Below are 25,211 nucleotides of genomic sequence, written 5' to 3' on the forward strand. Positions count from 1 at the left end.
ACTAACTGCGATTGGTGGTTGGAACGCTGCGCGAGCGCGGAGCAGATGCAGCAGGCGTTGGATCAACCGGATTGTTGCTGGGGCCAAAGACCTCCTTGGCGATTGCTCCGATACCGCCCAGAGAGCCAATAAGTGCACTCGCCTCAAGCGGCATCAGAATGACTTTCTGGTTCTTGGCGCTCGCGATATTGCTAAGTGCCTCTGTGTATTTCTGTGCCACAAAGTAATTGAGCGCCTGAACATTGCCATTTGCAACCGCTTCGGAAACCATTGTGGTCGCCTTGGCTTCCGCCTCGGCCAGACGTTCACGAGCTTCAGCTTCGCGCTTTGCGGCCTCAAGCTTGCCTTCTGCTTCCAAAATCTGCGACTGTTTCTGACCTTCAGCGCGCAAAATCTGCGCATTGCGGTCGCCTTCTGCTTCAAGAACCTGTGCACGCTTGTCACGTTCGGCCTTCATCTGGCGGCCCATCGAACTGATAATATCGGCAGGTGGATTGATGTCTTTGATTTCGACGCGGGTCATTTTCAGACCCCATGGGTGCGCTGCGTCATCGACAACACGCAGCAAGCGATCATTGATTGCATCACGGTTAGAAAGCAGTTCGTCCAAATCCATAGAACCCATAACACTACGAATATTGGTCATGGTGAGGTTGAGAATTGCATACTGCAGATCTGATACCTGATAGGCGGCTTGAGCCGCATTGAGCACCTGATAAAAGGCCACGCCATCAACACCGACAATGGCGTTGTCGCGCGTGATGACTTCCTGTGTCTGCACATCAAGCACCTGCTCCATCATGTTAAGACGGGCACCGATCCGGTCGAAAAACGGAACGATCAGGTTAAGGCCCGGCATAAGCGTGCGCGTATAACGGCCAAAGCGTTCCACCGTGTAATTGTAACCCTGCGGCACAGTCTTGATCCCGGCAAAAAGCGTTGCGAGAACAAGTGCGGCCAAAATCAATAGCGTGATATCAAAACCAGTCATTATGTAGTCCCCTCAGTAAAGGCATAAGCGAACATGCTGCCTTATTCACCTATTGCCCTATTGCCTTAAATCAAACCCAGCCCTGCAATTCGCGTCGTACGAGCGTTTCGATAACTTTCATACCCTCAACGCTATCGTTAAGGCATGGAATGTGGCTGAAATTTTCGCCGCCTGCCTCATGGAACGCTTCGGCAGCTTCGTGGCCGATTTCATCGACGGTTTCCAGACAATCTACCACAAAGCCAGGATTGAGTACGGCAACTGATTTGACGCCCTGCTTGGCCAATTCTTCCAGCGTCTCATCGGTATAGGGCTGGAGCCATTCTTCGGGCCCGAAACGGGACTGGAAGGTCGATCGGAACTGCTTGTCATCCATGCCAAGGCGCGCGCGCAAAAGCCGTGATGTTTCAAGGCATTGTGCGCGATATGGATCGCCCTTGTCAGAATAGCTTTTCGGAATGCCGTGATAAGATGCGAGGATCACTTCCGGTTTGAAATCGAGCGTTGCCAGATGCTTCTCAATCGATTGTGCGAGCGCCTCGATATAGACGGGCTCCACTTCATACGAAGGGATGGTGCGAACGGCTGGCATGAAGCGCTTTTTCATCAGCACTTCAAAGAACTTGTCATTCACAGTGGCGGTTGTTGTCGCCGAATATTGCGGATAGAGCGGGAACATCACGATGCGTTCGCAGCCCTGCTTCAACAGACGATCCGTTACTTCTTCAATCGAAGGCTGACCATAGCGCATGGCCCATTCAACAATGACATTTGGATGGTCTTTGAGCGCAACAGCGAGTTTTTCGCCTTGCGCACGCGTATAGGTACGCAAGGGCGATTCATTCTTCTCGCGGTTCCAGATACGATCATAGAGCGCGCCGGAGCGCTTCGGGCGGGTATTGAGAACGATGCCGTAAAGAATCGGATACCAGAAAAGGCGCGGCCATTCGATGACGCGACGGTCGGAAAGGAATTCGGCCAAATAACGCCGCATCGGGGCGTAGCTCGTGCCATCGGGCGTGCCAAGATTGACAAGCAGAACGCCCACTTTAGGTTGTTTCGTACCGCTGGTGCTCAGATTGGCGGTCACTTTATCTGTCTCACTCATATTCCGACTCCTGCTTTGCCGGAAAACTAGACAAAAACAGGCAAATTACAATCCTAACAATAGCCACGGCAGCTGAATTGTCGGGTAATCGATAAAACAACCCATAAAAAAACGGCACACGCTAAAGGCGCATGCCGTTATTGTTGTTACTCCGGTGCGTCTTAAGCGCGGCGGCTCAGCGAGAAACGCGAGCCTGCCGATGAAGTGCAGTTGAGCTGGTTCTGCGAAACGAGTGCACAGTTCACCCGCGAAGAGGTGCCGCGCACGATCGAACGCATATCGATCTCAACCAGCTGAGGCGACTGGTAGCGATAGTTACCCTCTGCCAACTTTTCGTTGGTGTCGGTTGAACGGGTTTCGAAAATGCCGCCGTTGAAGGAGGAAACGATACCGTTCGGATCAGCCCATTTGCCATCGATGCCAGCTGGCGCACGATTAACGACAGGGACATTGCCACCACCGCCAGGGCCGGTCGCAACACATCCTGCAAGCGCGAGCGATACGATTGCCGTAGAGCCAATGATGCGGAAGCGTTTCATGTCCATCTTCTCCGTTAGAGTGTTTATCGTGTGATGTATGGAAATTTATACGAATACAAGCCCCTTTGAAGAGGATACCAGGAATGTTGCGAAACTGCCGCATTCGATACTGCCCGACATAAAGCGTGTCGTGTTTTTATCTGACACGCTTTATTCTTGGTTTTTAAGCATGTCTCCCAAAATCGGTTTCTACTTTTGAGAGACATGTTTTACGTCGGGCAATCTATCTTAATCAGCGTACCAGAATGTTTCGGAACTGCCAGGGGTCCTTTGTGTCGATATCTTCTTCAAACAGTTTGCCGCGACCTTCAAGCGGCGTCCAATCCGTATAATAGCCCTTGACCGGACCAAGATATGGCAACTGAACTTCGAGGCAGCGACGGTAATCGATTTCGTCGGTTTCAACGATACCGCTCTCAGGATTTTCCAGTGCCCAGACCATGCCGGCTAGAACCGAGGATGATACCTGCAGCCCTGTTGCATTCTGGTAGGGGGCAAGTTTGCGCGCTTCTTCGACGCTAAGCTGCGAGCCAAACCAATAGGCGTTCTTGTCGTGACCATAGAGCAGCACGCCAAGCTCATCCGAGCCGTCGAGAATTTCAGATTCATCCAACACATGCTGTGCTGGTTGTGCTTTGCCGTTAGCGCCGAACATTTCATCCAGCGACAGGATGGCGTCGTTGCAAGGATGATAAGCATAATTGCAGGTTGGGCGGTATTCGAGCTTGCCCTTTTTGTTGCGAACAGTGAAAAAATCCGCAATTGAAATTGCTTCATTGTGCGTTACGAGCAAACCAAATTGCGCACCATGGGTTGGGCACCATGTGCGAATGCGAGTGCTGCCGCCCGGTTGCTCAAGGAAGATAGCTGCCTTGTTGCCCTTCTTCTGCTTGCGGGCATTCTTCGGCTTCCAGTTTTCATGGCTGCCCCAGCCAAGTTCGGCAGGCTGCAACCCTTCCGCTATGAAGCCTTCGACGGACCAGGTGTTCCAAAATGTATCGAACGGCTTTGGTTCTTTAGCGCGCTGAGTATCGCGTTCGGCAATGTGAATGCCCTTCACACCAGCCTTTTTCATTAGCTTCGCCCAGCCCTGACGGTCATCAGTTGCCGGTTCTTCAAAGTCGAGCTTGAGTTCGGTTGCGAGATCGATCAGCGCTTTCTTTACAAACCAGGACACCATGCCGGGATTTGCGCCACAGCAGGAAACGGCTGTCGGGCCGCCCGGATGTTTACGCTTTTCGGCACGGACGGTTTCGCGCAATGCATAGTTCGTGCGCGAGGCATTGTCGGCCTCTGCGTCGAAATAAAAGCCCAGCCAAGGTTCGACGACCGTATCAATGTAAAGCGCACCCTGTTCGCGGCTAAAGCGCAGCAAATCAAGCGAGCCAGTATCAATCGACAGATTGACGATGAATGGCTGACCACCTCCGTCCTTCAAAAGCGGGTCGAGGACGTCCTTGTAATTTTCAGGTGTGATCGCTTCGTTGATGAAGCGGATCTTCTTCTCGTCGAGAATTTTACGGTTTTTCTCGGATGGGTCGATAACGACCATACGGGATTTGTCGAATTTGAAGTGGCGTTCAATCAGCGGCAGGGTACCGCGCCCGATCGAGCCAAAGCCGATCATGATAAGAGGGCCGGTAATTTCGCCATAGACTGGCCATTTCGCTTTCGCCATTTTCTTTCTCTCTCCTGCTGCAAGGGTGCAGCGCTTGGCATTGTCACGAGTTGGACAATGCTAATTTGCCACGATAGCACAGGTTCATAGAAAGAAAGAAACGTCACAAGCCTATGACATGAATACGTGTTTAACGAATTTACATCGTGACCAGTTGCGCGCGTATCATTCCACGCAAGGAGTTGCCAATAAGAATGTTGCGGGCATTGGCGAGTTCATCGGGCTTGATTGTACCTTCCTGAACAACTCCATTGTTCAGAAGTTCGCGTCGCAGGACACCATCAAGAAGTCCGCCCGAAAGTGCAGGGGTGACGCATGTGGTGCCCCCGATATCGAGAAAAATGGAGGTGATTGTGCCTTCGCAAACTTCATCACGATCATTGAGGAGGATCACTTCATCGACTTCCGCTGTCGAATATTCTTCCCGGGCCGCGATATAGGCCTGACGTCGTGTCGTCTTGTGGCGAAGTAACGGATCATCGTGGTTGAGGCGTGTACGTGCAACCGCAATGCGCCAGACACTCTGAGGCGGCAGCGGCACGTACGGGAGAGATGCAATCGTAACCATCCCATCAGGCGCCAGCGTAAGCCGCAGTTTGAGTGGGTTTTCGCCTGCACCGATTTCTGCGATTTTCTGTTGCACGGTCTCCATTTTGTAATGGAAACCGAGTTCACGCGCTGAGTTCTCAAGTCGCGCCATATGCAGATCGCATCGCAGGATGCCAGATAACGGCTCCCAGCGCATTGTTTCGATCAGTTGATAATCGGGTTGCGCTTTGCTGGTACTTGCCCCGTCGCGAACCGCGCTTTCAGAAGACATTCCTCATACTCCGCTTGCGCTGTGGAATCGAAGACCACGCCGCCCCCGACATTGAAAATTGCACGATTTTGGCTGTGAAGCGAGAGCGTTCGGATGGCGACATTGAATCGCATCCGTCCGCTCGGTTCAATCCAGCCCAGTGAACCGCAGTAAATGTCGCGCGGACTGGTTTCCAGTTTGCGCAGAATTTCCATGGCGCTGATTTTGGGCGCTCCAGTGATGGAGCCACATGGAAACAGCGCTGTAAAGAGCGAGCGTAGTGAAACATTGGACTTCAACTTTGCCCGCACACGGCTGATCATCTGATGAACGGTTGGATAGGTTTCCACCCTGAAAAGCTCAGGCACGTCAAGCGACCCGACTTCGCTCACCAGCGAAATGTCATTGCGCAATAGATCGACAATCATGCGGTTTTCCGCCTGATTTTTCGGATCATGCATCAGAAACTGGCGGTTGGCCTCATCTTCTTCAGAGGTTGCACCGCGTGGCATCGTGCCCTTCATGGGGTGGGTTTCTATCCAGCCGTCATCATCGATTTCAAAGAACAGTTCCGGCGAGCGCGATAAAACAATCGGACCGCCCAGATCGCAATAGGTCGCATAGCGGACAGGCTGCCGTTTTGCGAGCGCGTTGAACAGCACGAGCGGGTCGCCGTCCCATTCAGCATGAACCGGGAAAGTCAGATTGCCCTGATAACAATCGCCTTCTCGTAAATGCTGGTGGAGCCGATCAAACTTTGGCGCATAGTCCTCAAATGACCATTGGGCGACCGGCCCACGGAGATAAGTGATGTTGTCGTCGCCACGATGATGCAAGCCCGTATCTGCCGGACCATCAAAGACACCAAAACAGAGGAGCGGTGCTTTCCTGCCTTCGGGCAGCAGCGGTTTCAGTTTTGCTTCAAGCAGATATCCGGCCTCATATGAGAGATAGCCTGCAAGCCATTTTCCGTCTTCATGGGCGCGTTGCATGGCTTCCCAGGCCGCGTCGAATTCTTCCCGGCCATCGGCGCGGATGATTGCAGAAGGGGTCGTGAAGAAAACTTCACGACCCGCTTTGTCATCTCGAAAGAGAATAAACGGCTTGTCTGAAACCGACAGTGTCACGTCAGTGCTCAGTCTTCCATGGCTTCGAGTTCATCGATGATACCTTCGATCACCGAGAGGCCCTTGCTCCAGAAATCCGGATCAGTTGCATCCAGGCCGAATGGTGCCAGCAATTCCTTGTGATGCTTGGTGCCACCGGCTTTGAGCAGATCGAAATATTTCTGCTGGAAGCCCTTTTCCGAATTCTGATAGACGGCATAGAGCGAGTTTACCAGACAATCGCCGAATGCATAAGCATAGACGTAGAACGGCGAATGGATGAAGTGCGGGATATAGGTCCAGAAGGTTTCATAGCCCGGATTGATGTGGACGGCCTCGCCGAGGCTTTCGCGCTGCACATCCATCCAGATTTCACCGATACGCTCTGACGTCAGTTCGCCTTCGCGACGCTCAGTGTGAACGCGGCGCTCGAACTGATAAAAGGCTATCTGGCGCACGACCGTATTGATCATGTCCTCGGCCTTCTGTGCCAGCATAGCCTTGCGCTCGCGCTTGTCATTGGTGCGCTCAAGCAATGAGCGGAAGGTCAGCATTTCGCCGAACACCGATGCGGTTTCCGCGAGCGTCAGCGGCGTTGACGCCATAAGCGCGCCCTGTCCACCAGCCAGCACTTGATGCACGCCATGGCCAAGCTCATGAGCGAGGGTCATGACGTCACGCGGCTTGCCCATATAGTTGAGAAGCACATAAGGATGAGCAGAAGGAACGGTTGGATGTGCAAACGCACCTGGCGCTTTACCGGGACGAACCGGCGCATCGATCCAGTTTTTGTCGAAGAAATCTCGAGCAATATCGGCCATTTCAGGTGCAAAGTTTCCATAAGCTGAAAGCACTGTTTGGCGAGCCTCGTCCCATGAGATTAATGCCTGCGGCGTCTCTGGCAGGGGTGCATTGCGATCCCAGTTTTCGAGCTTTTCGAGGCCGAGCCACTTGGCTTTCAAGGCATAATAGCGATGTGAAAGGCGCGGATAGGCGTCTTCGACCGCCTTGGCCAAGGCATCCACCACCTCGCGCTCAACGCGGTTGGCAAGATGGCGGCTGTCGGCAATATCTGCAAAACCACGCCAGCGGTCGGAAATTTCCTTGTCCTTGGCAAGTGTATTGGTGATCAGCGTGAAGATGCGCAGGTTTTCGCCAAAGGTCTTGGCAAGGGCCTCCGACGCCTTTTTGCGGACAGCACCATCGGCGTCCTGAAGCAGATTAAGCGTTTGCTCAATCGCCAGTTCTTCGCCATCAATATCAAAACGCAGGCTCGACATGGTTTCATCGAACAGACGGTTCCAGGCGCTGTAACCGGTGATCGACTTTTCATGGAACAGCTGCTCGAGCTTGTCTTCCAGCTCATACGGCTTATCAAGACGCAGATCTTCCAGCCATGGACGGTAATGACCGATTGCCGGATTGGCGGCCATCGCCTTTTCTAACACCGCATCGTCAATACGATTGATTTCGAGACTGAAGAAAATGAGCGGTGTGTTGGCGTCTGTCAGTTTCTGTTGCACATCACCGAAAAGCTTCATGCGCTTTGGATCGGTCGTGTCGCCGTAATAATAAAGGCCCGCGAAAGATGCGATGCGGCCCATCAGTTCGCTTAGCGCTTCGTATTCCTTGATTGCAACGGCGAAGGTGCCGCCATCGGATTTCGCAGCCTCAATTCCGAGTTTGCCTTTCCAGCGGGTTTCAAAACTTGCAGCATCTTTTGCTGCTTTTTCGAGATCGGCTTTAAGCTCGGCGCTATCGGCAGAAGGATAAAGGTCGGCCAGATTCCATTCCGGCAATTTGCCGAGATCCGGCTTTTTGGCGGCACCGGTGTCACCGGCTGGCAGATGAAGAGCAGCGTCAAACATGGCTGGCTTTGAAAAACGGTTCATCGCATTGGTCATTGGCATTCTCCTGTTGCCCCCTTCTCGCATGTCTTTTTCGTGACGCCAAGAGGGCGCGCATGAGCTCAAAGGTCCGACTATTCTGAGGATGATGCTTGAATGTCCGTGCATCGGGCTTGCATTAATCTGGAACGATGCTCCAAATGACGCGCCTGAAATATGACACATACTAGGCTCAGGACCTGATAATTTGATGGAAATGGCACCAAAAATGACAAAAGCTGCAAGGAGAAACGCGAAAAACGCGGTGGTTGCCCCGGCTGAGCGGTTCGACACAGCAGATAGCCAGTCATATCGGTGTCCGGACGATGTTGCCCATCCGTCCGGCTACTTCGTCGAAAAGGCTGGAAAATGAACCACATTTCCGTTGCCTTTTCTCCTTGTATCCAAACGAATGGTCTCACGACATTTTCGCCAAATTAACAGGTCCTGAGCCTCAATATTGGGATGTTCCCGCACATACACCACTGGTAGTGAAGCACCCATGAGTACGCGTATTCTTATAGCGGATGATGATCCGATCCAGCGCCGGAGCCTCGAAGCGGCAGTTTTACGTATGGGGCATCGAACCATCCTTGCAGATGGTGGCATAAGCGCGCTTAGCTTTATGGGTAATCGCAAGGATATCGCTCTCGTTCTTCTCGATCTGACAATGCCGGATATGGATGGCTGTGCTGTGCTCGCGAAAATGCGGGAAGCAGGTATCAATATTCCTGCCATTGCTCTTGTGCAGAACGATGACATGGAAAAGGCCATGCAGGCCATCAGGCTCGGCGCGGTTGATTTCATGACCAAGCCTGTCGTCTTGGAACGTATGCAGGTTTCCGTTGCCAATGCTTTCAAGCTTGATTCGCTAACGCAGGAACTCAAGCGGACCCGCTCTTCTCACAAATCCCATATCCTGCTTTCGGAGATGGTGACAAAAAGCCCGGAAATGGAGAAGGTGGCGGCCCTTGCGCGCCGCGTGACGCCGCTCGATACGCCGTTACTTATCGAAGGAGAGGTCGGAACGGGTAAGGAAACGCTGGCTCGTGCCATCAGCAGCGGCGGTACGCGCTGGCAGGGCCAGTTTGTGGCTATCGATTGCCGCTCTCTTGCGAAGGGCAATGCCGATCACGTCTTGTTTGGACAGCTTGCCAGTCAAAGTTCTCTGAAATCAGACAACGCACCGATCCAGATCGCAGGAAAGGTTGTGGAAGCGCAAGGCGGAACATTGTTTTTTGATGAGGTGAGTGCTTTGCCTTATCGGACCCAGCTTCGCCTTTTCGAGCTTATGCAGGCATCGCAATATGCGATCACTCCAGAGGCCGATGTACCGCTTTCCGATACTCGTATCTTTGCATCGAATAGCAATGCCTTGGCCGAGCTTGTGCATATGGGCCGGTTTCATCCCGGGCTGTATCATCTGTTTTCGTCGTTTTCGATTGAAATGCCGCCGCTGAGAAATCGTCTCGAAGACATTCCAATTCTGGCGCACCAGTTTCTGATGCATTTTGCGGGCGAAGAGCGGCTTGGACATATCACGGGCATTACGCCCTATGCTTTGGAGAGCCTCAAGAGCTACGAATGGCCTGGCAATGTGCGGGAACTGAAGAACGCGATCTATCATGCAGTCCTTTTGTGCGATGAACATGCGCTGACCGTCCGCGACTTCCGTCATATGGGTGAAGGAAGAGCTGCCGTTTCTGGCAGGAATACGGCCTTAAATCCGATGTCAGGTGACGGCCTCCCGGTTCAGATCAAAGAAAATTCTGGTGTCGGAACGATCAGCGGCATCACGCTTGAAGGGGAAGTTCGCACGCTTGCGGCTACCGAAGAGGAAATGATCCGCTTTGCAATCGCGCATTACGACGGCCAAATCAGTGAGGTCGCGCGTCGTTTGGGCATCGGAAGAACCACGCTTTATCGAAAATTGAAGGAATATGGCATCGATGTGGCATCTACAGCGGCCAAGGGTCGCTACGAAGCAGATGACGATAATGATGCCCGTCAGGACCGTGTTGTGAACGGGTAGAATACCCTTAACTTATTGAAATTTAGTAATTTACCGAACATTGCCTGTCGGTGTTGCCAGAATGTAAGCATCACGAAGATTGTTAATAGTTTTTTTACCATGACGAAAATAGATGCGCCTGTGTGTCTTTTTTGCCATGGTGTTTCCTCATTTGTTGTTCACTAAGCGTCCATTAACCATTAAATCCGACAATCAGGGCTCACGCATATTCGTTTCTACGATCTCTGATACGGCCCCTAGGGCGGACAACACGGTAAGGCGATATAATTCAATGAGCAGGATATCGACCATTAAAGCGCGCTTGACGAAAGTCTGGACTGGATTGTCCGCTTGTGTATGTCGAGTTCGTTCTTCTGTTTCCGTATCTTTGGTTGCAGCCGCTGTCGTGACGGCGCTCGCGCCCTCGCAGGCCTCAGCCGAAACGCGTTCGCTCAAACTTTATTATGTCCACACTGGCGAAAAAGCAGAAATCACCTTCAAGAGGAACGGCCGTTTTCTTCCCGATGGATTGAAGAAGCTGAACGTGTTCCTGCGCGACTGGCGTCGTAATGAGCCAACCAAGATGGACCCGCGCTTATTCGATTTGGTCTGGCAGGTTTATCGTTCGTCGGGTTCCAGTCAGTATATCACTGTCGTTTCCGCCTATCGTTCGCCTGCGACCAACAACATGTTGCGCTCGAAGACTAGTGGTGTTGCCAAGAAGAGCCAGCATACGCTGGGTCGCGCTATGGACTTTTTCATTCCCGGTGTACCGCTTGCAAAACTGCGCGGCATCGGCATGCGCTATCAGACCGGCGGCGTTGGCTATTATCCGCGTTCCGGTTCGCCATTCGTGCATATGGACGTTGGTAATGTGCGCTCGTGGCCACGCATGAGCCGCCGCGAATTGCTTGCGCTTTTCCCAGACGGTAAGACTGCCCACCTTCCAGCTGACGGCAAGCCATTGCCCGGCTATGAGCAGGCACTTGCCATGATCGAAAAGCGCAAAGCAGGCGGCGGTTCCGTCATGATGGCCAGCAATTCAGCCCCTCGTAAGAGCAAGACGCTTTTTGGCGCGCTGTTCGGTGGCGGTGGTGCTGACGAAGAAGAAGATAACGGCAATGATTCCGCGCCAGCTCCGGCGACGGTTCGTCCTGCCCGCGCCGCTCCTGCTCAACAGGCTCCAGCAGTCATACCGCCTGCTCCTGTTCAGCAGCCGGAAGCCATGGTTGCGTCCTTGCCGACCCGTGAGGCACCGGTGCCAATGCAGGCTCCGCGTCCTGAAGCAACCGTTGAAGTGCCACAGCAAGGTGAGCAAGTGCCTGTTGCTGCCCTCAATGTTCCGATCCCTGCTCGTAAACCGGCAAATGCTGCTCAAGACGCGATTGCATTAGCCGCCGCCCAGCCTGCCAATGCGGCTGTGCAAGAAGTCGCCGATGCTGCTCCTAACCCACTCATGACCGGTTTCGTTCCAATCCCGTCCATGCGTCCGCAGCAGGAAGCAGCGACGCAGATGGCTGCGGCCGCAGTCCCGGGTGCCCGTCCTGAACGTGACCAGCTGAACCCGCAGGATGCAATTGCGCAGATTGTGAATAACGCTCCTGATAGCGCAACGACTGTTGCCGATGCTGGAAATGCAATTCAGCAGGGTGCAGCCGCAGCTTATCCTGTGCCAAAGGAGGCCCCGCGCGCCAATACGCAACTGGCCATGGTCTCCAAAAAGGATGAAATCGGTGAACTGATTGCGCCGCCGGAAGACGATTTCGACAGGCAGCCTGTCGCCTCTGCAAAACGTGAACCTGCAAAGATTGAGCCTGTTAAGACGGCTTCGGTTGCGAGAGCTGTACCTGCTCCAGCGCGTCAGCGCGTGGCGGCTAGTGGTCATGGAAGCAAAAACAGCGCTCGCTCTTCAGGTAAAGGTGATCGCCATGTAGCCAAGGCAAGTGCGCGTCCAAACCCGGTCGTTCAGCCTGCTGCGATGCCAACTTCTGCTGTCGCCATGTCATCTGATTCCGTTTCGCAGACAGCGCCAACGACCAATCCGGTCCTGCGTAATGATGCGATGCGCGAAGCACCTGCAGTGGTTTATACCGCTGGCTTCCAGCGTGGAGATCTACCAAGCGAGCGCGCCAATCAGTTCAGCGGCAATGCCGTCACCTTCCTGACAGTCGCAAAGTTCACCGAAACGAATTGATCGGTTAAGAGTTAAAAAAAAGGGGCCTTTGAGGCCCCTTTTCGTTTCTGGGTTTGTTTTCACGCATATCTTATCCGACAACCCTTTCACAGTTTTCGGGATGCGTTGTTAGCCTTTAAGGCCAGAAGCTTCGCTTGCAAGTTTCGTGATGCCGTCCCAATCGCCAGCTTCAACCAATTCCTTTGGCGCGACCCATGAGCCGCCAACACAGATCACATTTGGCAGCGAGAGATAGGATTTGGCGTTGGCAAGGCTAATGCCGCCTGTGGGGCAAAAGAAGGTGCCAGCCAACGGAGATGACATTGCTTTCAGGAAAGATGCGCCACCTGCCTGTTCAGCGGGGAAGAATTTCAGATGCGTGTATCCTTCTTCGCGCAACGCTAGCATTTCGCTTGGCGTGATTGCCGCTGGCAACAGTGGTACGTCGCTGTCGTTTGCTGCGGCAAGAATATATTTCGTGGCGCCTGGGCTGACGATAAAGCGTGAACCTGCCTTGGCCGCATCTTCATAATGCTTTGCATTGAGAATGGTGCCAGCGCCGACGATGGCCTCTGGCACTTCTGATGCAACGGCGCGGATCGCATCCAATGCAGCCGCAGTGCGCAGCGTGATCTCGATTGCAGGCAATCCACCTTTAGCAAGTGCGCGCGCCAAAGGAACGGCGTGCTCGACGTGCTCGATCAGCAACACCGGAATAACTGGCTGGCCTTGCAGGACGGGGACGAGAAGATCGGTTTTCTGCGGCATGGGCTTGCCCTTCTGCTTGAAATTAAATGGCTAAAATCGATTTAAAGTGCACCGGGTTGTTTGTCTACCGTAGCTGCTAAAGCATGTCGACGTTAAATGGGAATCATTTGAGCTCCCGCGAACATGCGACAATTAAAAGAATCTAGAGCGAGCGCCCTGAGTGCGATTAAGCGCGATACGCTCTAGAATGATGCGCATCAAAACCGATGCATGGGGGATGCTCAGGCGGCTTTCAGCATGTGGCTTAAACTTCGGTTCCATCGTCCAAACGCTGCGGCCATACGACAGTCATACTGGTTGCGCGCAAATGCTGGTCCATTGTAGCGACGGGCAAAATTGCGCCAGTCACGTTTTTGAAGTGCCTCTTTCAACCCGGCCTTTTCAATAAAACGCAGCATCAACTGAATTTGGCCCCCTAACGCCGCTGCGCGCTCCCGCTCTGTCTTGGGATTGCGAACGCGCACCGCCTCATAAGCTGATAGCCCTGCTTGATGAGCCTGATCGCGAATACGGCCTGAAAGCCTGCGGTCAAAATAATGCCCTTCGAAGCGGATAGCCGGTATTTTTTGCCATTGATATCAAAAAGTGCACGGCCACCGCTTTCCACTTCTGCGACAGCCAGAAGGGCAGCCGGTTCAATCTCCATTTCACCGGGCAATGAAATGATTGCTGCGAAAGTCTCGGCGTCGGACATCGGGTTTCTCCTCTTGCAATTCGTGTTTATCGAGGCCGGATTTTCGCTCGTCTTGAGAGGAGGGGGATAAATAACTTGAATTTGCCGCGTTCGAGGACTAGTTCGAAAGGAATTTGGAAGAGATCGAACGATGAGCAATCTGCCTTTTACTGTTGCTGCCCTTTATTGCTTTGCGCGTTTGCCGCAATACGAGAGCCTGCGCGAGCCGCTGGCCGAACTTTGCTGCGCGAACGGGATCAAGGGGACACTACTGCTCGCAGGTGAAGGCATCAACGGTACGGTCGCAGGAACAAAGCCTGCGATTGAGAAGCTTGTCGCTTACATCACTGCGATCCCTGAGCTTGCCAATCCGGAACTCAAATATTCACATGCCAGCGAGATGCCGTTCTATCGCATGAAAGTGCGGCTGAAGCGCGAGATCGTTACCATGGGTGTCGACGGGATTGATCCGCTGAAGAGCGTTGGCACCTATATCGCGCCCAAGGACTGGAATGCGTTGATTGCCGATGAAGACACTGTCGTCGTTGATACGCGCAACGATTACGAATATGCTATCGGCACGTTTGAAGGTGCACTTGACCCGAACACCAAGACATTCCGCGAATTTCCGGAATGGGTTGAGCAGAACCGCGACAAGCTTGAAGGTAAGAAAATCGCCATGTTCTGCACCGGCGGCATTCGTTGTGAAAAGGCGACCGCTTTCGTCAAAGGTCTGGGCTTCGACGATGTGTTCCACCTTAAGGGCGGCATTCTGAAATATCTCGAGGAAGTACCGAGCGAAGAAAGCATGTGGAACGGTGAGTGCTTCGTGTTCGATGAGCGCGTAGCAATTGGTCATGGTCTGACCGAAAGCGACATAGAACTTTGCCGCGCCTGCCGCCGCCCGATCACGGCTGAAGACAAGCTTTCCAAGTTCTTCGAGGAAGGAATTTCTTGCGCTGGTTGTTATGACGAACGCACACCGGAAGATCGCGCGCGATTTGCCGAACGTGAAAAGCAGGTCAAGCTCGCCAAACTGCGTGGCTCAAGCCACAAGCATATCGGCCGCTAATAATATCAGATGATGCGGCCCTTTTTGCCGCATCGTTCCTATCAGGACTAGCCAAAGATCAAACACCTCTTTAAGATGGCCTCGTTTCCAGAACGATATGAATTCGTTATGGAAATTTGGGCGGCTTTTGCATGGACGCCCGTGTGAAAAGGGTCTGACGGCATCCGGGTCGCGTTTGCCTCCATCATACCCATCATCGCAAGTTAGAGCATCAAACGAAAACTGATGCTCGAGTAAAACAGCGTCGGATTTCTTCGGCGTGTGATGATGTTTGCCCGAAATTGCGGGCACTATGGAGGCCAACAATGAAAAAACTTATCGCCGCGTTTCTTATTACGGTTGCAGCCGGTGCTGCCTCGGTTGCTCATGCCGCCGAGAAGGTTACGGTGTTTGCCGCGGCCAGCATGAAGGATGTGATCGAGGAAGCCGCCAAACAGATCAAGGCCAAGGATGGCACGGAAGTCGTTGCTTCCTTTGCTTCGTCTTCGGTTCTGGCGAAGCAGATTGAGCAAGGCGCTCCGGCACAGATTTTCATTTCTGCTGATCTTGATTGGATGGATTATGTCGAGAAAGCCGATCAGATCGACAAGGCTTCGCGCAAAGTGATTGCCGGCAACGCGCTGGTGATTGCGACGCAGAAGGAAACGCCAAAGGGCGAGGCCAAGGAACTGTTGAGCGCTGGTCGTTTTGCAATGGGCGATCCATCAAATGTGCCAGCAGGAAAGTACGGTAAAGCAGCTCTTGAAAAGCTCGACATCTGGAAAGACGTCGAAAAGAATGGTGTTTTCACAGAAAATGTCCGCGTCGCACTGCAATATGTGAGCCGCGCTGAAGTGAAGGCAGCGATTGTCTATGCGTCTGATCGTGTTGCTGCACCTGAACTCGTTGAAGCCTATCGTTTCCCGGCTTCGAGCCATGCGCCAATCCTTTACCCTGCTGCATTGATTGCAAAGAACGAAAGCGATGCTGCGAAGGCATTCCTGGCTTTCCTTGAAAGCGATGCCGGACAGGCTATCATCAAGGATAAGGGCTTTGTTGGGGCTGCGGAGGCTGCCCAGGAATGATGGCTAATAACAATGGAAAGTAATGTCTGGCAGATTGTTGCTCTGTCGCTCCGGGTTGCCGGAATAGCCATTATTGTCGCTCTGCCAGTCGCCTTTTTCGTTGCGTGGATACTTGCCCGGTTCAATTTTCCCGGCAAGTCGTTTGTGCAGGCCATCGTCACCATGCCGCTGGTTCTGCCGCCGGTGGTGACGGGCTATCTTTTGCTGGTTCTGTTTGGATCACGCGGCGCACTTGGTGCACCCTTGCAGGAATGGTTCGGCCTTTCCTTTTCTTTTCGATGGACAGGCGCAGCACTTGCTGCCGGTGTCATGGCGTTTCCGCTGCTCGTCCGTCCGATACGCCTTTCGATTGAGGGGCTTGATCGCGGGCTTGAAGAAGCGGCACGCACGCTTGGCGCCAACCGGCTCGTTGCTTTCTGTACGGTTATTCTGCCGCCGTTATTGCCGGGTATTCTGGCGGGTGCTGTATTGGGCTTCGCCAAAGCGCTGGGCGAGTTTGGCGCGACTATTACCTTTGTTTCCAATATTCCCGGCGAAACACAAACACTGTCGCTGGCGATTTATGCCTTGATGCAAACGCCAACAGGGGATGCGGAGGCTTTCCGTCTGATAGCAATTTCGGCAGCCATTTCCATTACAGCCGTGATCTTGTCCGAGTGGTTGCAGCGCAGGCTTGCGGGAGAAGCGAAATGAGCGGTCTTGAAGTTTCCGTCGCTGGCCGCAATGGCAAGTTCGACGTCGAAGCCGATTTCTCCGCCCGATGGGGTGTAACAGCCCTGTTTGGTCATTCAGGTGCCGGGAAAACAACGCTTCTTAAGATGATTGCCGGAACGTTGCGCCCCGAAAGTGGCCGCATCGCTGTCGGTGATTTCACGCTGTTTGATGCAGAGAAACGTATCAATCTGCCACCTGAAAAACGCCGGATCGGCTATGTTTTTCAGGAAGCGCGTCTTTTCCTGCATATGAGCGTGAAGCGCAATCTGACCTATGCGCGTTGGGCTGGAAAACGGCAAAGGGTCCGCAGCTTCGATGAAGTGGTGGCGTTGCTTGGCATTGATCATCTTCTGGATCGTCGCCCGGCCACCCTTTCAGGCGGCGAACGGCAGCGCGTGGCCATTGGTCGTGCGCTTCTGTCCGATCCCGCATTGCTGTTGCTTGATGAGCCGCTTTCGTCGCTTGACCACGCGCGCAGGCAGGAAATATTGCCTTTCATTGAACGTCTTCGCGATGAAAGCCACGTGCCGATTGTTTATGTCAGCCACGAGATTGATGAAGTTGCGCGGCTTGCAGACGAAATCGTCCTGTTGGCTGGCGGCAAAGTGCAAGCAAGTGGCGAAGCCGCTGAAATTTTCCCGCTGATTGATGGTGACGGCGAGGGCGCTGGCGTGCTGCTTGAGGGTACGGTTGCAGCATATGATGACCGTTACAAACTCGCTGAGATTGATCTTGGCGGAACGACATTCCAGCTAAGCGACGCGGGGCTTAAACAGAACATGCATGTGCGTCTTCGGGTCCGCGCGCGAGACGTTTCCATTGCACGTAATGCGCCGGATGCGATCAGCATCCGTAATGTGCTGCCGGTTTCCATTGTGGCGATTGAAGCGGGAGAGGGCCCGAATGCCCATTTAGCACTCGATTTTCAGGGAAGGCGTCTTGGTGCGCGACTGACGCGGCGTTCGGTCGACGATCTGGGCTTGGCGGTAGGCGATCAGGTCTTCGCGTTGGTCAAGGCTGTTTCAGTGGACCGCGCCGCAATAAGAGAAAAATGACGCAGAGACAATAATCCGGTTTTAGTCACGCGCCTTTTATGCTCCTTGTGTTGATAAATGGGAGCATTGAAATGACTGATTTGCAGAACTGGACCCCTCGACCGAGGCCTGAACGTAAAACGCTCGAAGGCCGCTATGTCCGGCTTGAACCGCTGGATGCGAGCAAACACGGCGATGAGCTTTTTGCAGCCTCTTCCGTAACGGATGCAGATCAGCGATTTACGTGGTTGTTCGAAGTCCCGCCTGCAACACGCGAGGCGTTTGAACCCTGGCTTGAAAAAGTTTCAACAAGTGAAGATCCGCTGTTCTTTGCAGTCATCGATAAGGCAAGCGGCAAGGTCGCGGGCCGTCAAGCGCTGATGCGTATCGACCCTGTTCATGGCGCAATCGAGATCGGGAACATCTATTGGGGGCCGCTCATTTCGCGTAAACCGGCTGCAACCGAAGCGCAGTTCCTGTTCATGCAGTATATTTTCGATGAGCTTGGCTATCGGCGCTATGAGTGGAAGTGCAACGATAACAACGCGCCTTCCAAGCGTGCAGCGGAGCGTTTCGGCTTTAAATTTGAAGGCACTTTCCGTCAGCATATGGTGACGAAGGGTAACAATCGTGACACATCCTGGTTTTCCATCATCGACAGCGAATGGCCTGCGCTCAGACAAGCCTATCAGGCATGGCTTGCGCCGGAAAACTTTGATAGTGAGGGGCAGCAGATTAGAAAATTAGAGGATTTTCGTATTGGTGGCTGAACCGAAGAAGAGCAATCCGGCAATTGCCGCAGCGATCATCCTGATAAGCTTTGGCCTGCTCGCCTATTTCGTGCCAAGCATCATGATCGCGCTTGGCAAACGCTCACACGTCGCGGCGGCCATTTTCGCGATACTCTTCGTGCTTGGTTTCTTTGGAATATTCTGGCTGCGTTCTCGCCGCCAGAATAGGGATTAACCAACTAAGGCGGCGCTGAGCAGCAACGCGCCAGTCAGCGCAATAAACAAGGCGGCACCCACTTCAATCACCGCCTTCAAGCGGCCTGACATGGCGCTGCTGCCTGCGAAACGTAATGCCGTGTTCTTGGCGGTCACGGCAAGTGTGGCGAGAAATGCGACGGTAAGGAATGTACCGAAAGCCATCGCAAAGACCGAGAGCAAGCCGCCAACCAACAAACCATTGAGAAGTGCGAAGGTAAGCACGATCAGTGCGCCCGAGCAAGGACGCAGGCCGACCGAGAAGATCGCTGACCAAGCAGTTTTCCAGTTGAAATCGTCGGCAAGTGTCGATGGATCGGCAATATGGGCGTTGCCGCAGTCAGCGCAGATATCGCCTTGGCCGATAAAGACGTGATCCGCTGTGGCGTTCGTGGGCTTGTAGTTGAGCTTGACCGTGCTGCTTGATGCGAGCGCGCGGGTGCTTTGCGAAACGCTGCCTTGCCAGGCCAGTCCACTGGATGCACGACCGCTGGCCATTGCCGTTTGAGGCGCTGCTGCAAAAAGAGCGCCTGTCGGTGACGGTTCGGCACTGTCTCGCTTCTTGAACAAAAGCGGCAGTTTGCGCGCCAACAGCCACAGACCGAAGAACAGTACGAGCGCGAAGCTCACAATCTCCATATAGCGTGCGGTCTGGTTCATGGAAATTCCGGTGCCGCGCAAAAACAGCCATGCCAGCCCGACAACGAAGACTGCCATGAGTGCCTGCAGAAGCGATGAAATGAACGACAGGAAAATGCCGCGTCGAAGCGCTGTTTCATTGGCGATCATATAAGACGAAATCACCGCCTTGCCGTGGCCGGGGCCTGCCGCATGGAAAATGCCGTAAACGAATGACAATCCGATAAGCACTGATGCCTGCCATGGATCATCGCGCATTGCTTTAAGCGCGGTTGTCATGGCGAGATAAAATGTGCGCTGCTGTTCGTTCATCCAAAGGATGATATGTGCGAATGGGCCGGTCGGTTTCATGGCAACTTCATTGGCACCGATGCCCAGAGACGATTGTGCCAGCGCATTGGCGGCGATCATCACAAGGGTAGCGGTAAGAATGAAACGGACCGTTCTCTTCATAAGGCTGTCTATCCTTTTGGCGCGCAGGTCACTTCAAGACGGGTGGCAAAAATCTTTGACATATCTGTGCCAGCCGGATCGTTGAAGAAGGCATCTGTCAATGTTGCCTGGTTCTGGGCGAGGGCTTCGTCCGGATTGGGGCGGATGACTTTGGAAGTGCATCCCTCCGGCAACCCTTTGATGACCAGTTCACTATCATTCACATAATCGATAGCCGTGTAAAATGTCGGATCGTAAACCCCGAAGCTCACCGTATGACCGGGTTCAAGCTTCAATGGTTTTTCAGGCTTACTCGTGAACACAATCAGGAGGTGGTTGTCTGTAAAATCTGCCGCCAAATCCTGCGGGCGAGCCATTCTGACGTCTTTGCCATCGGCAAGCACAGTCTGGAAATATTTGAACTCGGCTATGGAGCTGTTGATGACATGGCCCAGATCAATCAGTTCATTCTTGTCGAGCTGTAAGTCACCGTTCTTGTCAAACTCCATCAGAACGGTCGAGGAAAATACATCATCGAAACGCCAGATATGGGCGAGCTTTTCTACCGTGCCATCCGGCGTAATCGTCAGCTCCAGCCTTGCGTCGGCAAAGACATGTGGATGAGCCTGAGCAGCCACGGGCGCGAACACTGCCGTCAGTGTTACGGCAAGGCCTAGAGGGCTTTTCAGCCATGTGCGCAAATCAGGCATGAACGAGTTTCCGTGAATGATAGTGCATCCCAAAAGTGTGAAGCGGTTTTCGGATAGATGCGCGCGAAAACAAAAGCTCAAGGGCAAGGCATAAGGGTGAAGGCGGCGAAAGTGGGACCAAACCCATCATTTATTTCGACTTGCTTATAGTTTTGTATTTTCGCGCATTTCGCGTTCCTTGAACCATTGGGTCAGGAAGTCGACAAGAGCACGGATTTTGGCTGGCAGATAGCGACGATGCGGGTAAACCGCATAAATGCCACCGTCCTTGACGGTAAATTCGTCCAAACATGGGATGAGCCGGCCGCGTTCGATCTCTTCCTCGGCGATGAAGGCTGGCAAAGAGCAGAAACCGAGCCCGGCAATAGCGGCTGTTTTGGTGGCGACGGGGCTATTCACTTCAATCGGGCCATGCACGTTTACGGTCATCATTGAGCCGTCCGTATTGCGGAAATGCCAATTGTTGCGTGAGCGTGCATTGGTGTCGATGATGCACGGCTTATCCGCAAGATCTTCGGGACGCTCCGGCTTGCCCACGCGCGCGATCAACTCAGGAGCGCCACATAACACTGAATGGAATGGCGACAGTCTTTTCGCAATCAGAGAGGAGTCCTGCAGGCGCGTGATGCGAATTGCGAGGTCAAAACCTTCTTCCACCAGATCGACAAAGCGATCATCGAGCCGCACATCGAGAACAATGTCCGGGTGTGCGAGACAGAAATCAATCAGCGATTGCCCGATAACCGCGTCAGCAAAGGTGCGGGGGGCAGAAAGCTTTATGCGTCCGCGTGCATCGGAGCTGGTTTCGCTGACGGCATCCTGAAGCGCGTCAATCTCGCGAATGATCTCGATGGCGCGGTGATAATAGGTGTGACCGGCTTCGGTGAGCGAAAACTGGCGCGTCGTGCGGTTGAGAAGGCGTGCACCAAGTTCGTCTTCCAGTTCGCGCACATATTTGGAAAGCAGCGCCTTTGAACGTCCAATTTTTCGCGCAGCAGCAGAAAAGCCTTCCGCTTCGACCACGTCGATAAATGCACGCATACGTGTGAGGGTGTCCATGGCTCAGCCTTGTGTCTGAATAAGAATGTTTTTCGCGAGTGTAATCAGCCCGCGATCACTGCCGCGGGGCCCGATGAAAGAAATGCCCATCGGCGCGCCGTGAACTGTGCACAGTGGCACCGTGATCTGCGGTAAGCCTGAAAGAACCGAGATGCAGAGCAGGCGTAGCGCCTGTTCGCGATAGGCTTGCAGTGTCTCAAATGGCTCTTTGGCAAAAGGCGCGGCACCTGGTACGGTTGGTAGCGCCAAGACCGCATTGTCACCGATGATTGTTTCCAATTCCTGGGTGAAACGCGTGCGGCGGATGCGATGGTGTTCTAACGCGTCTTTTGTGATTTCTGACCCATAAGCAAAACGGTCGGCGACGCCGGGTCCAAGCTGGCGATCGCCTGACGAAATCCATGCGCCATGAGTTGCCCAGGCTTCTGCGCCCTGTATCTGGCGGAAAGTGAGATACAGCTCATCTATTGAAAGTGTCGGTTGGCTCGCCGCTTTGAGGCTTGCAAAATGCGGACGCACTTCAGCGAACATAGCTCTGTATGCGTCGGTTTCTGGATGGTCGAGCAGCAGATGCTCCAGCAGCGGCATATAAAGAAGTTGCGAGAAGGCAAATGCCTGCTCGTCCTCGCCGAGGAGGACTTTGCCGACGCTTTCATAAAGAGCGATATCGCGTGCAAACCAACCGATCGTATCGAGAGACGGCGCAAGCGGCATGATGCCTTTAAGAGGAATACGGCCATGAGTGGTGCGCAGACCAATAAGACCGCAGAAGCTGGCTGGTGCGCGGATTGAGCCACCCGTATCGGAGCCAAGTGCTATATCTGCCAATCCACTTGCAACAGCTGCCGCCGAGCCAGATGATGAACCACCTGTAACCCTATCAGGGGCAGACGGATTGATGGGGTAGGGGTAGTGGGAGTTCTGTCCCATCAGTGAAAAAGCCAGCTCGTCGGTCTGGGTTTTGCCGATGAAGGCCGCACCTGCTTCAAGCAGTTTTTCAACCGTGGGGGCAGATTTGTCGGCGACAGGTGATTCGGCTAAAATCTGCGGGTTTCCGCAGCCTGTTTTCATTCCGGCCACATCATAGATGTCTTTGACCGCAAGAGTTGCGCCTTGAAGCGCGCCATCAGCTGCGTGAGCAAGCGCATTTTCAGCTTTTGCAATGATGGCGTTGAAGGAATCGAGGCGGGTCATTGTTCACGACTTGCTGCCGAAATCAGCATTTATGGTTAAAGAAAGAGAAATTAACGCGGTAGATTGTTTCACTAATGTTGAACAATGGCAAGCGCACAGAGCGGCAAGTCAGGGGTAAAAAATAATTTTGGCCCAGCCGATATTTGTCATTGAATGGACACATGTTTGAGCTTATATCGCCCTTGCCCAAAGTCGCACGTGCCTGTGGGTGTCCGCCGATCCTCGAATGGTGAGGAATTCGGTACGGTACCTGGACCTAACCGCTCCAGTTGATCTGTAGGCCAACCGCCAGATCAAGGACATCTTGAAGCAACGACGGTGCGGGCCTTTCTAGTGTCTTTCGGCTGTCCAAAAGCCGGAATTACTGAAGAGGCACACCTTCATTGCCAAAAGTGCGGATGCGGTTCTCCAATTCCAATCCAAGGCAGACAAAGCGGAGTAACGCGGGTTTAGCGTTGTTCCACCGCCGCATGAGTTTTCGCGTGACCTCAGCATCTCCAAAGGCTGGCCTCACCGCGGATGCGCTTATGCATACTTTGTCTCTTAGAGAATTTCGTGGCCCATGGTGGGCTCGGTCAGATTCCCTAAGTGTTTTTTCTGCGCAGTCTTTTTCGGGATTGCGCTCTAGATGCGGCAGATCAAGCCGCGCGGGAGAACGACCATGGCAACGCAACGTATCATTGACTTCCTCAACACCCGCCGTCCCGATGGCCCTTGCCTCGTCGTCGACACCGATGTCGTGCGCGAAAACTATCAGAATTTTGAAAAGGCATTGCCTTATTCGCGCATTTTCTATGCTGTGAAGGCAAATCCTGCCCCTGAAGTGCTGCGTCTTCTTGCATCGCTTGGCTCGTGCTTCGATACGGCATCGGTTGCCGAAATCGAAATGGCATTGGAAGCCGGTGCAACGCCAAACCGCATCTCTTATGGCAACACCATCAAGAAGGAGCGCGATGTTGCGCGCGCTTTCGAGCTGGGCATTCGCCTCTATGCTGTTGATTGCGTTGAAGAAGTCGAAAAGGTTGCGCGTGCTGCTCCAGGTAGCCGCGTGTTCTGCCGCGTTCTGACCGACGGTGAAGGCGCTGAATGGCCGCTGTCGCGCAAGTTCGGTTGCGTGCCTGCCATGGCTATCGACGTGCTGCGTCATGCAAAGTCGCTCGGTCTCGATTCCTACGGTGTATCGTTCCACGTCGGCTCGCAGCAGACGGACCTCACCGCATGGGATCGTGCACTTGGAGATGCAGCATCGGTATTCCGCACACTGGCTGACGAAGGTATCGTTCTGCGCATGGTCAACATGGGCGGCGGGTTCCCGACACGTTACCTCAAGGACGTACCGACCGCTCAGGCTTACGGCATGGCGATTTTCGATGCGCTTTCAAAGCATTTCGGCAACCGCATTCCGGAAACCATTATTGAACCGGGTCGCGGCATGGTTGGCAATGCAGGCGTGATCAAGACCGAAGTGGTTCTGGTTTCGCGTAAGTCGGACAACGACAATGTGCGTTGGGTTTATCTCGACATTGGTAAATTCGGTGGTCTGGCCGAAACCATGGACGAGGCGATCCGCTACCAGATCGTGACTCCACACGATGGTGGCGAAACCGAACCTTGCGTGTTGGCTGGCCCAACCTGCGACAGTGCGGACGTTCTTTATGAAAAGACGCCGTATCCGCTGCCGGTTTCGCTGACCATCGGTGATGAAGTTCTCATCGAAGGCACAGGGGCTTACACCACCACCTATTCGGCGGTGGCGTTCAACGGCTTCGAACCGCTCCGATCTTACGTCATCTGATTAATCGGGTTCTTCCCGGTTGATCCTCTCAATCCGTCTGGTGTCGCAAGACATCGGACGGGATGTGCTGGTGCCCATGCCTAGGGTGAGATGTCATGAATGCAAATCTGGAAACTCAGGAAAATATCGTAACCGGCCTCTCGCAGCGCTTTCAGACTGCTTTCGCTGTCGTCGGCGAAACTGGCGAGCACGTTGTTGCGCGTGAAGCACTGCTCGACCGCGCAATGGGCGAAGGACGTCGCAGAAAATCGTCAGAAAAGCTGCGTCGCGGTCGTCAGCCCGCCGAAGGTCTTGCGTTTGCTGCCACAGGTGCGGACGGATCGCTCGCGGGCACGGTGCGGCTATGGAATGTCCATGCCGGGCTTGATGGTTTCGGTTTTCCGGTTTCAGCTTTGCTGCTTGGCCCGCTCGCGGTTGATCCGTCGACTGCAGGTTGCGGTATCGGTTCGGCATTGATGCAACACGCGATTGCCGAAGCCAAACGGCTCGGTCACGGTGCTATTCTGCTTGTCGGTGATCCGGAATATTATGAACGCTTCGGCTTTTCAGCGGAAAAGACCGGCGAACTTGCTATGCCCGGGCCGTTCGAAAAGCGTCGCTTTCTGGCAATTGAGTTGAAGTCTGGCCATCTCGATGGAGCACAGGGAATTTTGCGCGCCAGCGGCCGCAAACTGCCGCGTGTTGAAACGACTACGCGTCAGACAGCCTGACGCATAATCGTTAGATCTACTCTAAAGCGTGTCGCGCTTGATGGCACCCATAACGCTCGCTCTAGTTTCT

At 53.7% G+C, this 25,211-nt stretch carries 22 protein-coding genes and 1 pseudogene; 10 read left to right on the forward strand and 13 right to left on the reverse strand.

The genetic code is table 11. The features are described from left to right. Position 1: 1 nt before the first annotated feature. The 7 genes from CES85_RS08000 to CES85_RS08030 form a co-directional block, all read right to left on the reverse strand. A complete protein-coding gene (locus CES85_RS08000) occupies positions 2 to 991 on the reverse strand; it encodes an SPFH domain-containing protein (RefSeq protein ID WP_095445382.1) in 990 nt (329 codons plus the stop codon). A 70-nt stretch (positions 992 to 1,061) separates the two neighbouring features. Continuing rightward, entirely contained in the window at positions 1,062 to 2,099 is a 1,038-nt protein-coding gene (gene hemH / locus CES85_RS08005; RefSeq protein ID WP_095445383.1) for a ferrochelatase, read from the reverse strand. 161 nt (positions 2,100 to 2,260) lie between these two features. Further along, positions 2,261 to 2,638 carry an outer membrane lipoprotein Omp10 gene (omp10, locus tag CES85_RS08010; RefSeq protein ID WP_095445384.1) on the reverse strand — a complete coding sequence of 126 codons (378 nt, stop codon included), beginning with the start codon at positions 2,636 to 2,638 and terminating at the stop codon, positions 2,261 to 2,263. Between the two features lie 232 nt (positions 2,639 to 2,870). Further along, positions 2,871 to 4,316, reverse strand: a complete 1,446-nt coding sequence (locus CES85_RS08015; protein WP_095445385.1) for a homospermidine synthase — start codon at positions 4,314 to 4,316, stop codon at positions 2,871 to 2,873. A 139-nt stretch (positions 4,317 to 4,455) separates the two neighbouring features. Next, positions 4,456 to 5,136: an aminotransferase class IV family protein gene (locus tag CES85_RS08020; RefSeq protein WP_095445386.1), complete on the reverse strand. Its 681-nt coding sequence runs from the start codon at positions 5,134 to 5,136 to the stop codon at positions 4,456 to 4,458. Beyond that, on the reverse strand, positions 5,070 to 6,236 hold the full coding sequence (locus tag CES85_RS08025) for an aminodeoxychorismate synthase component I (protein WP_095445762.1): 1,167 nt from the start codon (positions 6,234 to 6,236) through the stop codon (positions 5,070 to 5,072). Before CES85_RS08025 ends, CES85_RS08020 begins: the two co-directional genes overlap by 67 nt. Positions 6,237 to 6,250: 14 nt before the next feature. Beyond that, positions 6,251 to 8,113, reverse strand: coding sequence for a M3 family oligoendopeptidase (locus CES85_RS08030; protein WP_167388284.1), 1,863 nt, complete (start codon positions 8,111 to 8,113; stop codon positions 6,251 to 6,253). A 496-nt stretch (positions 8,114 to 8,609) separates the two neighbouring features. Here CES85_RS08030 and CES85_RS08035 point away from each other — a divergent pair, with 496 nt between their 5' ends. Continuing rightward, positions 8,610 to 10,139 (forward strand): sigma-54-dependent transcriptional regulator, encoded by a 1,530-nt coding sequence (locus CES85_RS08035; protein WP_095445387.1) that lies wholly within the window; start codon positions 8,610 to 8,612, stop codon positions 10,137 to 10,139. 271 nt (positions 10,140 to 10,410) lie between these two features. Continuing rightward, on the forward strand, positions 10,411 to 12,312 hold the full coding sequence (locus CES85_RS08040) for a peptidoglycan L,D-endopeptidase MepK (protein ID WP_095445388.1): 1,902 nt from the start codon (positions 10,411 to 10,413) through the stop codon (positions 12,310 to 12,312). Between the two features lie 108 nt (positions 12,313 to 12,420). On the opposite strand, the gene CES85_RS08045 is transcribed toward CES85_RS08040, so the two are convergent. Beyond that, positions 12,421 to 13,059: a 2-dehydro-3-deoxy-phosphogluconate aldolase gene (locus tag CES85_RS08045; protein WP_095445389.1), complete on the reverse strand. Its 639-nt coding sequence runs from the start codon at positions 13,057 to 13,059 to the stop codon at positions 12,421 to 12,423. Positions 13,060 to 13,280: 221 nt separating this feature from the next. Then, positions 13,281 to 13,753 (reverse strand): annotated as a pseudogene (locus CES85_RS08050) (N-acetylmuramidase domain-containing protein). A gap of 130 nt (positions 13,754 to 13,883) precedes the next feature. Between CES85_RS08050 and trhO the strand changes: the two are divergent. The 6 genes from trhO (at position 13,884) to CES85_RS08080 (ending at position 18,582) form a co-directional block, all read left to right on the forward strand. Next, the gene (gene trhO / locus CES85_RS08055) at positions 13,884 to 14,804 is read left to right on the forward strand and encodes an oxygen-dependent tRNA uridine(34) hydroxylase TrhO (protein WP_095445390.1); all 921 of its coding nucleotides are present in this window, start codon (positions 13,884 to 13,886) and stop codon (positions 14,802 to 14,804) included. 305 nt (positions 14,805 to 15,109) lie between these two features. Continuing rightward, on the forward strand, positions 15,110 to 15,868 hold the full coding sequence (modA, locus tag CES85_RS08060) for a molybdate ABC transporter substrate-binding protein (protein ID WP_095445391.1): 759 nt from the start codon (positions 15,110 to 15,112) through the stop codon (positions 15,866 to 15,868). A 6-nt stretch (positions 15,869 to 15,874) separates the two neighbouring features. After that, entirely contained in the window at positions 15,875 to 16,561 is a 687-nt protein-coding gene (gene modB / locus CES85_RS08065) for a molybdate ABC transporter permease subunit (RefSeq protein ID WP_095445392.1), read from the forward strand. Further along, positions 16,558 to 17,637 carry a molybdenum ABC transporter ATP-binding protein gene (modC, locus tag CES85_RS08070; RefSeq protein ID WP_095445393.1) on the forward strand — a complete coding sequence of 360 codons (1,080 nt, stop codon included), beginning with the start codon at positions 16,558 to 16,560 and terminating at the stop codon, positions 17,635 to 17,637. The genes modB and modC overlap by 4 nt, the downstream gene beginning before the upstream one ends. Before the next feature lie 71 nt (positions 17,638 to 17,708). Next, positions 17,709 to 18,386: a GNAT family N-acetyltransferase gene (locus CES85_RS08075; protein ID WP_095445394.1), complete on the forward strand. Its 678-nt coding sequence runs from the start codon at positions 17,709 to 17,711 to the stop codon at positions 18,384 to 18,386. Then, positions 18,379 to 18,582 (forward strand): hypothetical protein, encoded by a 204-nt coding sequence (locus CES85_RS08080; protein ID WP_095445395.1) that lies wholly within the window; start codon positions 18,379 to 18,381, stop codon positions 18,580 to 18,582. Before CES85_RS08075 ends, CES85_RS08080 begins: the two co-directional genes overlap by 8 nt. Here the strand turns inward: CES85_RS08080 and CES85_RS08085 are convergent. The 4 genes from CES85_RS08085 to CES85_RS08100 all read right to left on the reverse strand — a co-directional run bounded on the left by CES85_RS08085 (position 18,579) and on the right by CES85_RS08100 (position 22,636). Continuing rightward, positions 18,579 to 19,694 carry a nickel/cobalt transporter gene (locus CES85_RS08085; RefSeq protein ID WP_095445396.1) on the reverse strand — a complete coding sequence of 372 codons (1,116 nt, stop codon included), beginning with the start codon at positions 19,692 to 19,694 and terminating at the stop codon, positions 18,579 to 18,581. The two genes, CES85_RS08080 and CES85_RS08085, sit on opposite strands and share 4 nt — an antisense overlap. Positions 19,695 to 19,702: 8 nt before the next feature. Beyond that, positions 19,703 to 20,383, reverse strand: a complete 681-nt coding sequence (locus CES85_RS08090) for a DUF1007 family protein (protein ID WP_095445397.1) — start codon at positions 20,381 to 20,383, stop codon at positions 19,703 to 19,705. A gap of 144 nt (positions 20,384 to 20,527) precedes the next feature. Continuing rightward, positions 20,528 to 21,442, reverse strand: a complete 915-nt coding sequence (locus CES85_RS08095) for a LysR family transcriptional regulator (RefSeq protein ID WP_095445398.1) — start codon at positions 21,440 to 21,442, stop codon at positions 20,528 to 20,530. A 3-nt stretch (positions 21,443 to 21,445) separates the two neighbouring features. Further along, on the reverse strand, positions 21,446 to 22,636 hold the full coding sequence (locus tag CES85_RS08100) for an amidase (protein WP_095445399.1): 1,191 nt from the start codon (positions 22,634 to 22,636) through the stop codon (positions 21,446 to 21,448). 661 nt (positions 22,637 to 23,297) lie between these two features. Between CES85_RS08100 and odc2 the strand changes: the two genes are divergently transcribed. Together odc2 and CES85_RS08110 are read left to right on the forward strand one after the other, a co-directional pair. Next, positions 23,298 to 24,431 carry an ornithine/lysine decarboxylase gene (gene odc2 / locus CES85_RS08105; protein ID WP_095445400.1) on the forward strand — a complete coding sequence of 378 codons (1,134 nt, stop codon included), beginning with the start codon at positions 23,298 to 23,300 and terminating at the stop codon, positions 24,429 to 24,431. Between the two features lie 95 nt (positions 24,432 to 24,526). Further along, a complete protein-coding gene (locus CES85_RS08110) occupies positions 24,527 to 25,141 on the forward strand; it encodes a GNAT family N-acetyltransferase (RefSeq protein ID WP_095445401.1) in 615 nt (204 codons plus the stop codon). Positions 25,142 to 25,211: the final 70 nt, after the last annotated feature.

It is taken from the genome of Ochrobactrum quorumnocens, from assembly GCF_002278035.1.
GTDB classification, from domain to species: domain Bacteria; phylum Pseudomonadota; class Alphaproteobacteria; order Rhizobiales; family Rhizobiaceae; genus Brucella; species Brucella quorumnocens.

Coding starts and splice junctions, on each gene's coding strand:
- CES85_RS08000 (WP_095445382.1), bottom strand. CDS start 991: ATGACTGGTTTTGATATCACGCTATTGATTTTGGCCGCACTTGTTCTC.
- hemH (WP_095445383.1), bottom strand. CDS start 2,099: ATGAGTGAGACAGATAAAGTGACCGCCAATCTGAGCACCAGCGGTACG.
- omp10 (WP_095445384.1), bottom strand. CDS start 2,638: ATGAAACGCTTCCGCATCATTGGCTCTACGGCAATCGTATCGCTCGCG.
- CES85_RS08015 (WP_095445385.1), bottom strand. CDS start 4,316: ATGGCGAAAGCGAAATGGCCAGTCTATGGCGAAATTACCGGCCCTCTT.
- CES85_RS08020 (WP_095445386.1), bottom strand. CDS start 5,136: ATGTCTTCTGAAAGCGCGGTTCGCGACGGGGCAAGTACCAGCAAAGCG.
- CES85_RS08030 (WP_167388284.1), bottom strand. CDS start 8,113: ATGAACCGTTTTTCAAAGCCAGCCATGTTTGACGCTGCTCTTCATCTG.
- CES85_RS08035 (WP_095445387.1), top strand. CDS start 8,610: ATGAGTACGCGTATTCTTATAGCGGATGATGATCCGATCCAGCGCCGG.
- CES85_RS08040 (WP_095445388.1), top strand. CDS start 10,411: ATGAGCAGGATATCGACCATTAAAGCGCGCTTGACGAAAGTCTGGACT.
- CES85_RS08045 (WP_095445389.1), bottom strand. CDS start 13,059: ATGCCGCAGAAAACCGATCTTCTCGTCCCCGTCCTGCAAGGCCAGCCA.
- trhO (WP_095445390.1), top strand. CDS start 13,884: ATGAGCAATCTGCCTTTTACTGTTGCTGCCCTTTATTGCTTTGCGCGT.
- modA (WP_095445391.1), top strand. CDS start 15,110: ATGAAAAAACTTATCGCCGCGTTTCTTATTACGGTTGCAGCCGGTGCT.
- modC (WP_095445393.1), top strand. CDS start 16,558: ATGAGCGGTCTTGAAGTTTCCGTCGCTGGCCGCAATGGCAAGTTCGAC.
- CES85_RS08075 (WP_095445394.1), top strand. CDS start 17,709: ATGACTGATTTGCAGAACTGGACCCCTCGACCGAGGCCTGAACGTAAA.
- CES85_RS08085 (WP_095445396.1), bottom strand. CDS start 19,694: ATGAAGAGAACGGTCCGTTTCATTCTTACCGCTACCCTTGTGATGATC.
- CES85_RS08090 (WP_095445397.1), bottom strand. CDS start 20,383: ATGCCTGATTTGCGCACATGGCTGAAAAGCCCTCTAGGCCTTGCCGTA.
- CES85_RS08095 (WP_095445398.1), bottom strand. CDS start 21,442: ATGGACACCCTCACACGTATGCGTGCATTTATCGACGTGGTCGAAGCG.
- CES85_RS08100 (WP_095445399.1), bottom strand. CDS start 22,636: ATGACCCGCCTCGATTCCTTCAACGCCATCATTGCAAAAGCTGAAAAT.
- odc2 (WP_095445400.1), top strand. CDS start 23,298: ATGGCAACGCAACGTATCATTGACTTCCTCAACACCCGCCGTCCCGAT.
- CES85_RS08110 (WP_095445401.1), top strand. CDS start 24,527: ATGAATGCAAATCTGGAAACTCAGGAAAATATCGTAACCGGCCTCTCG.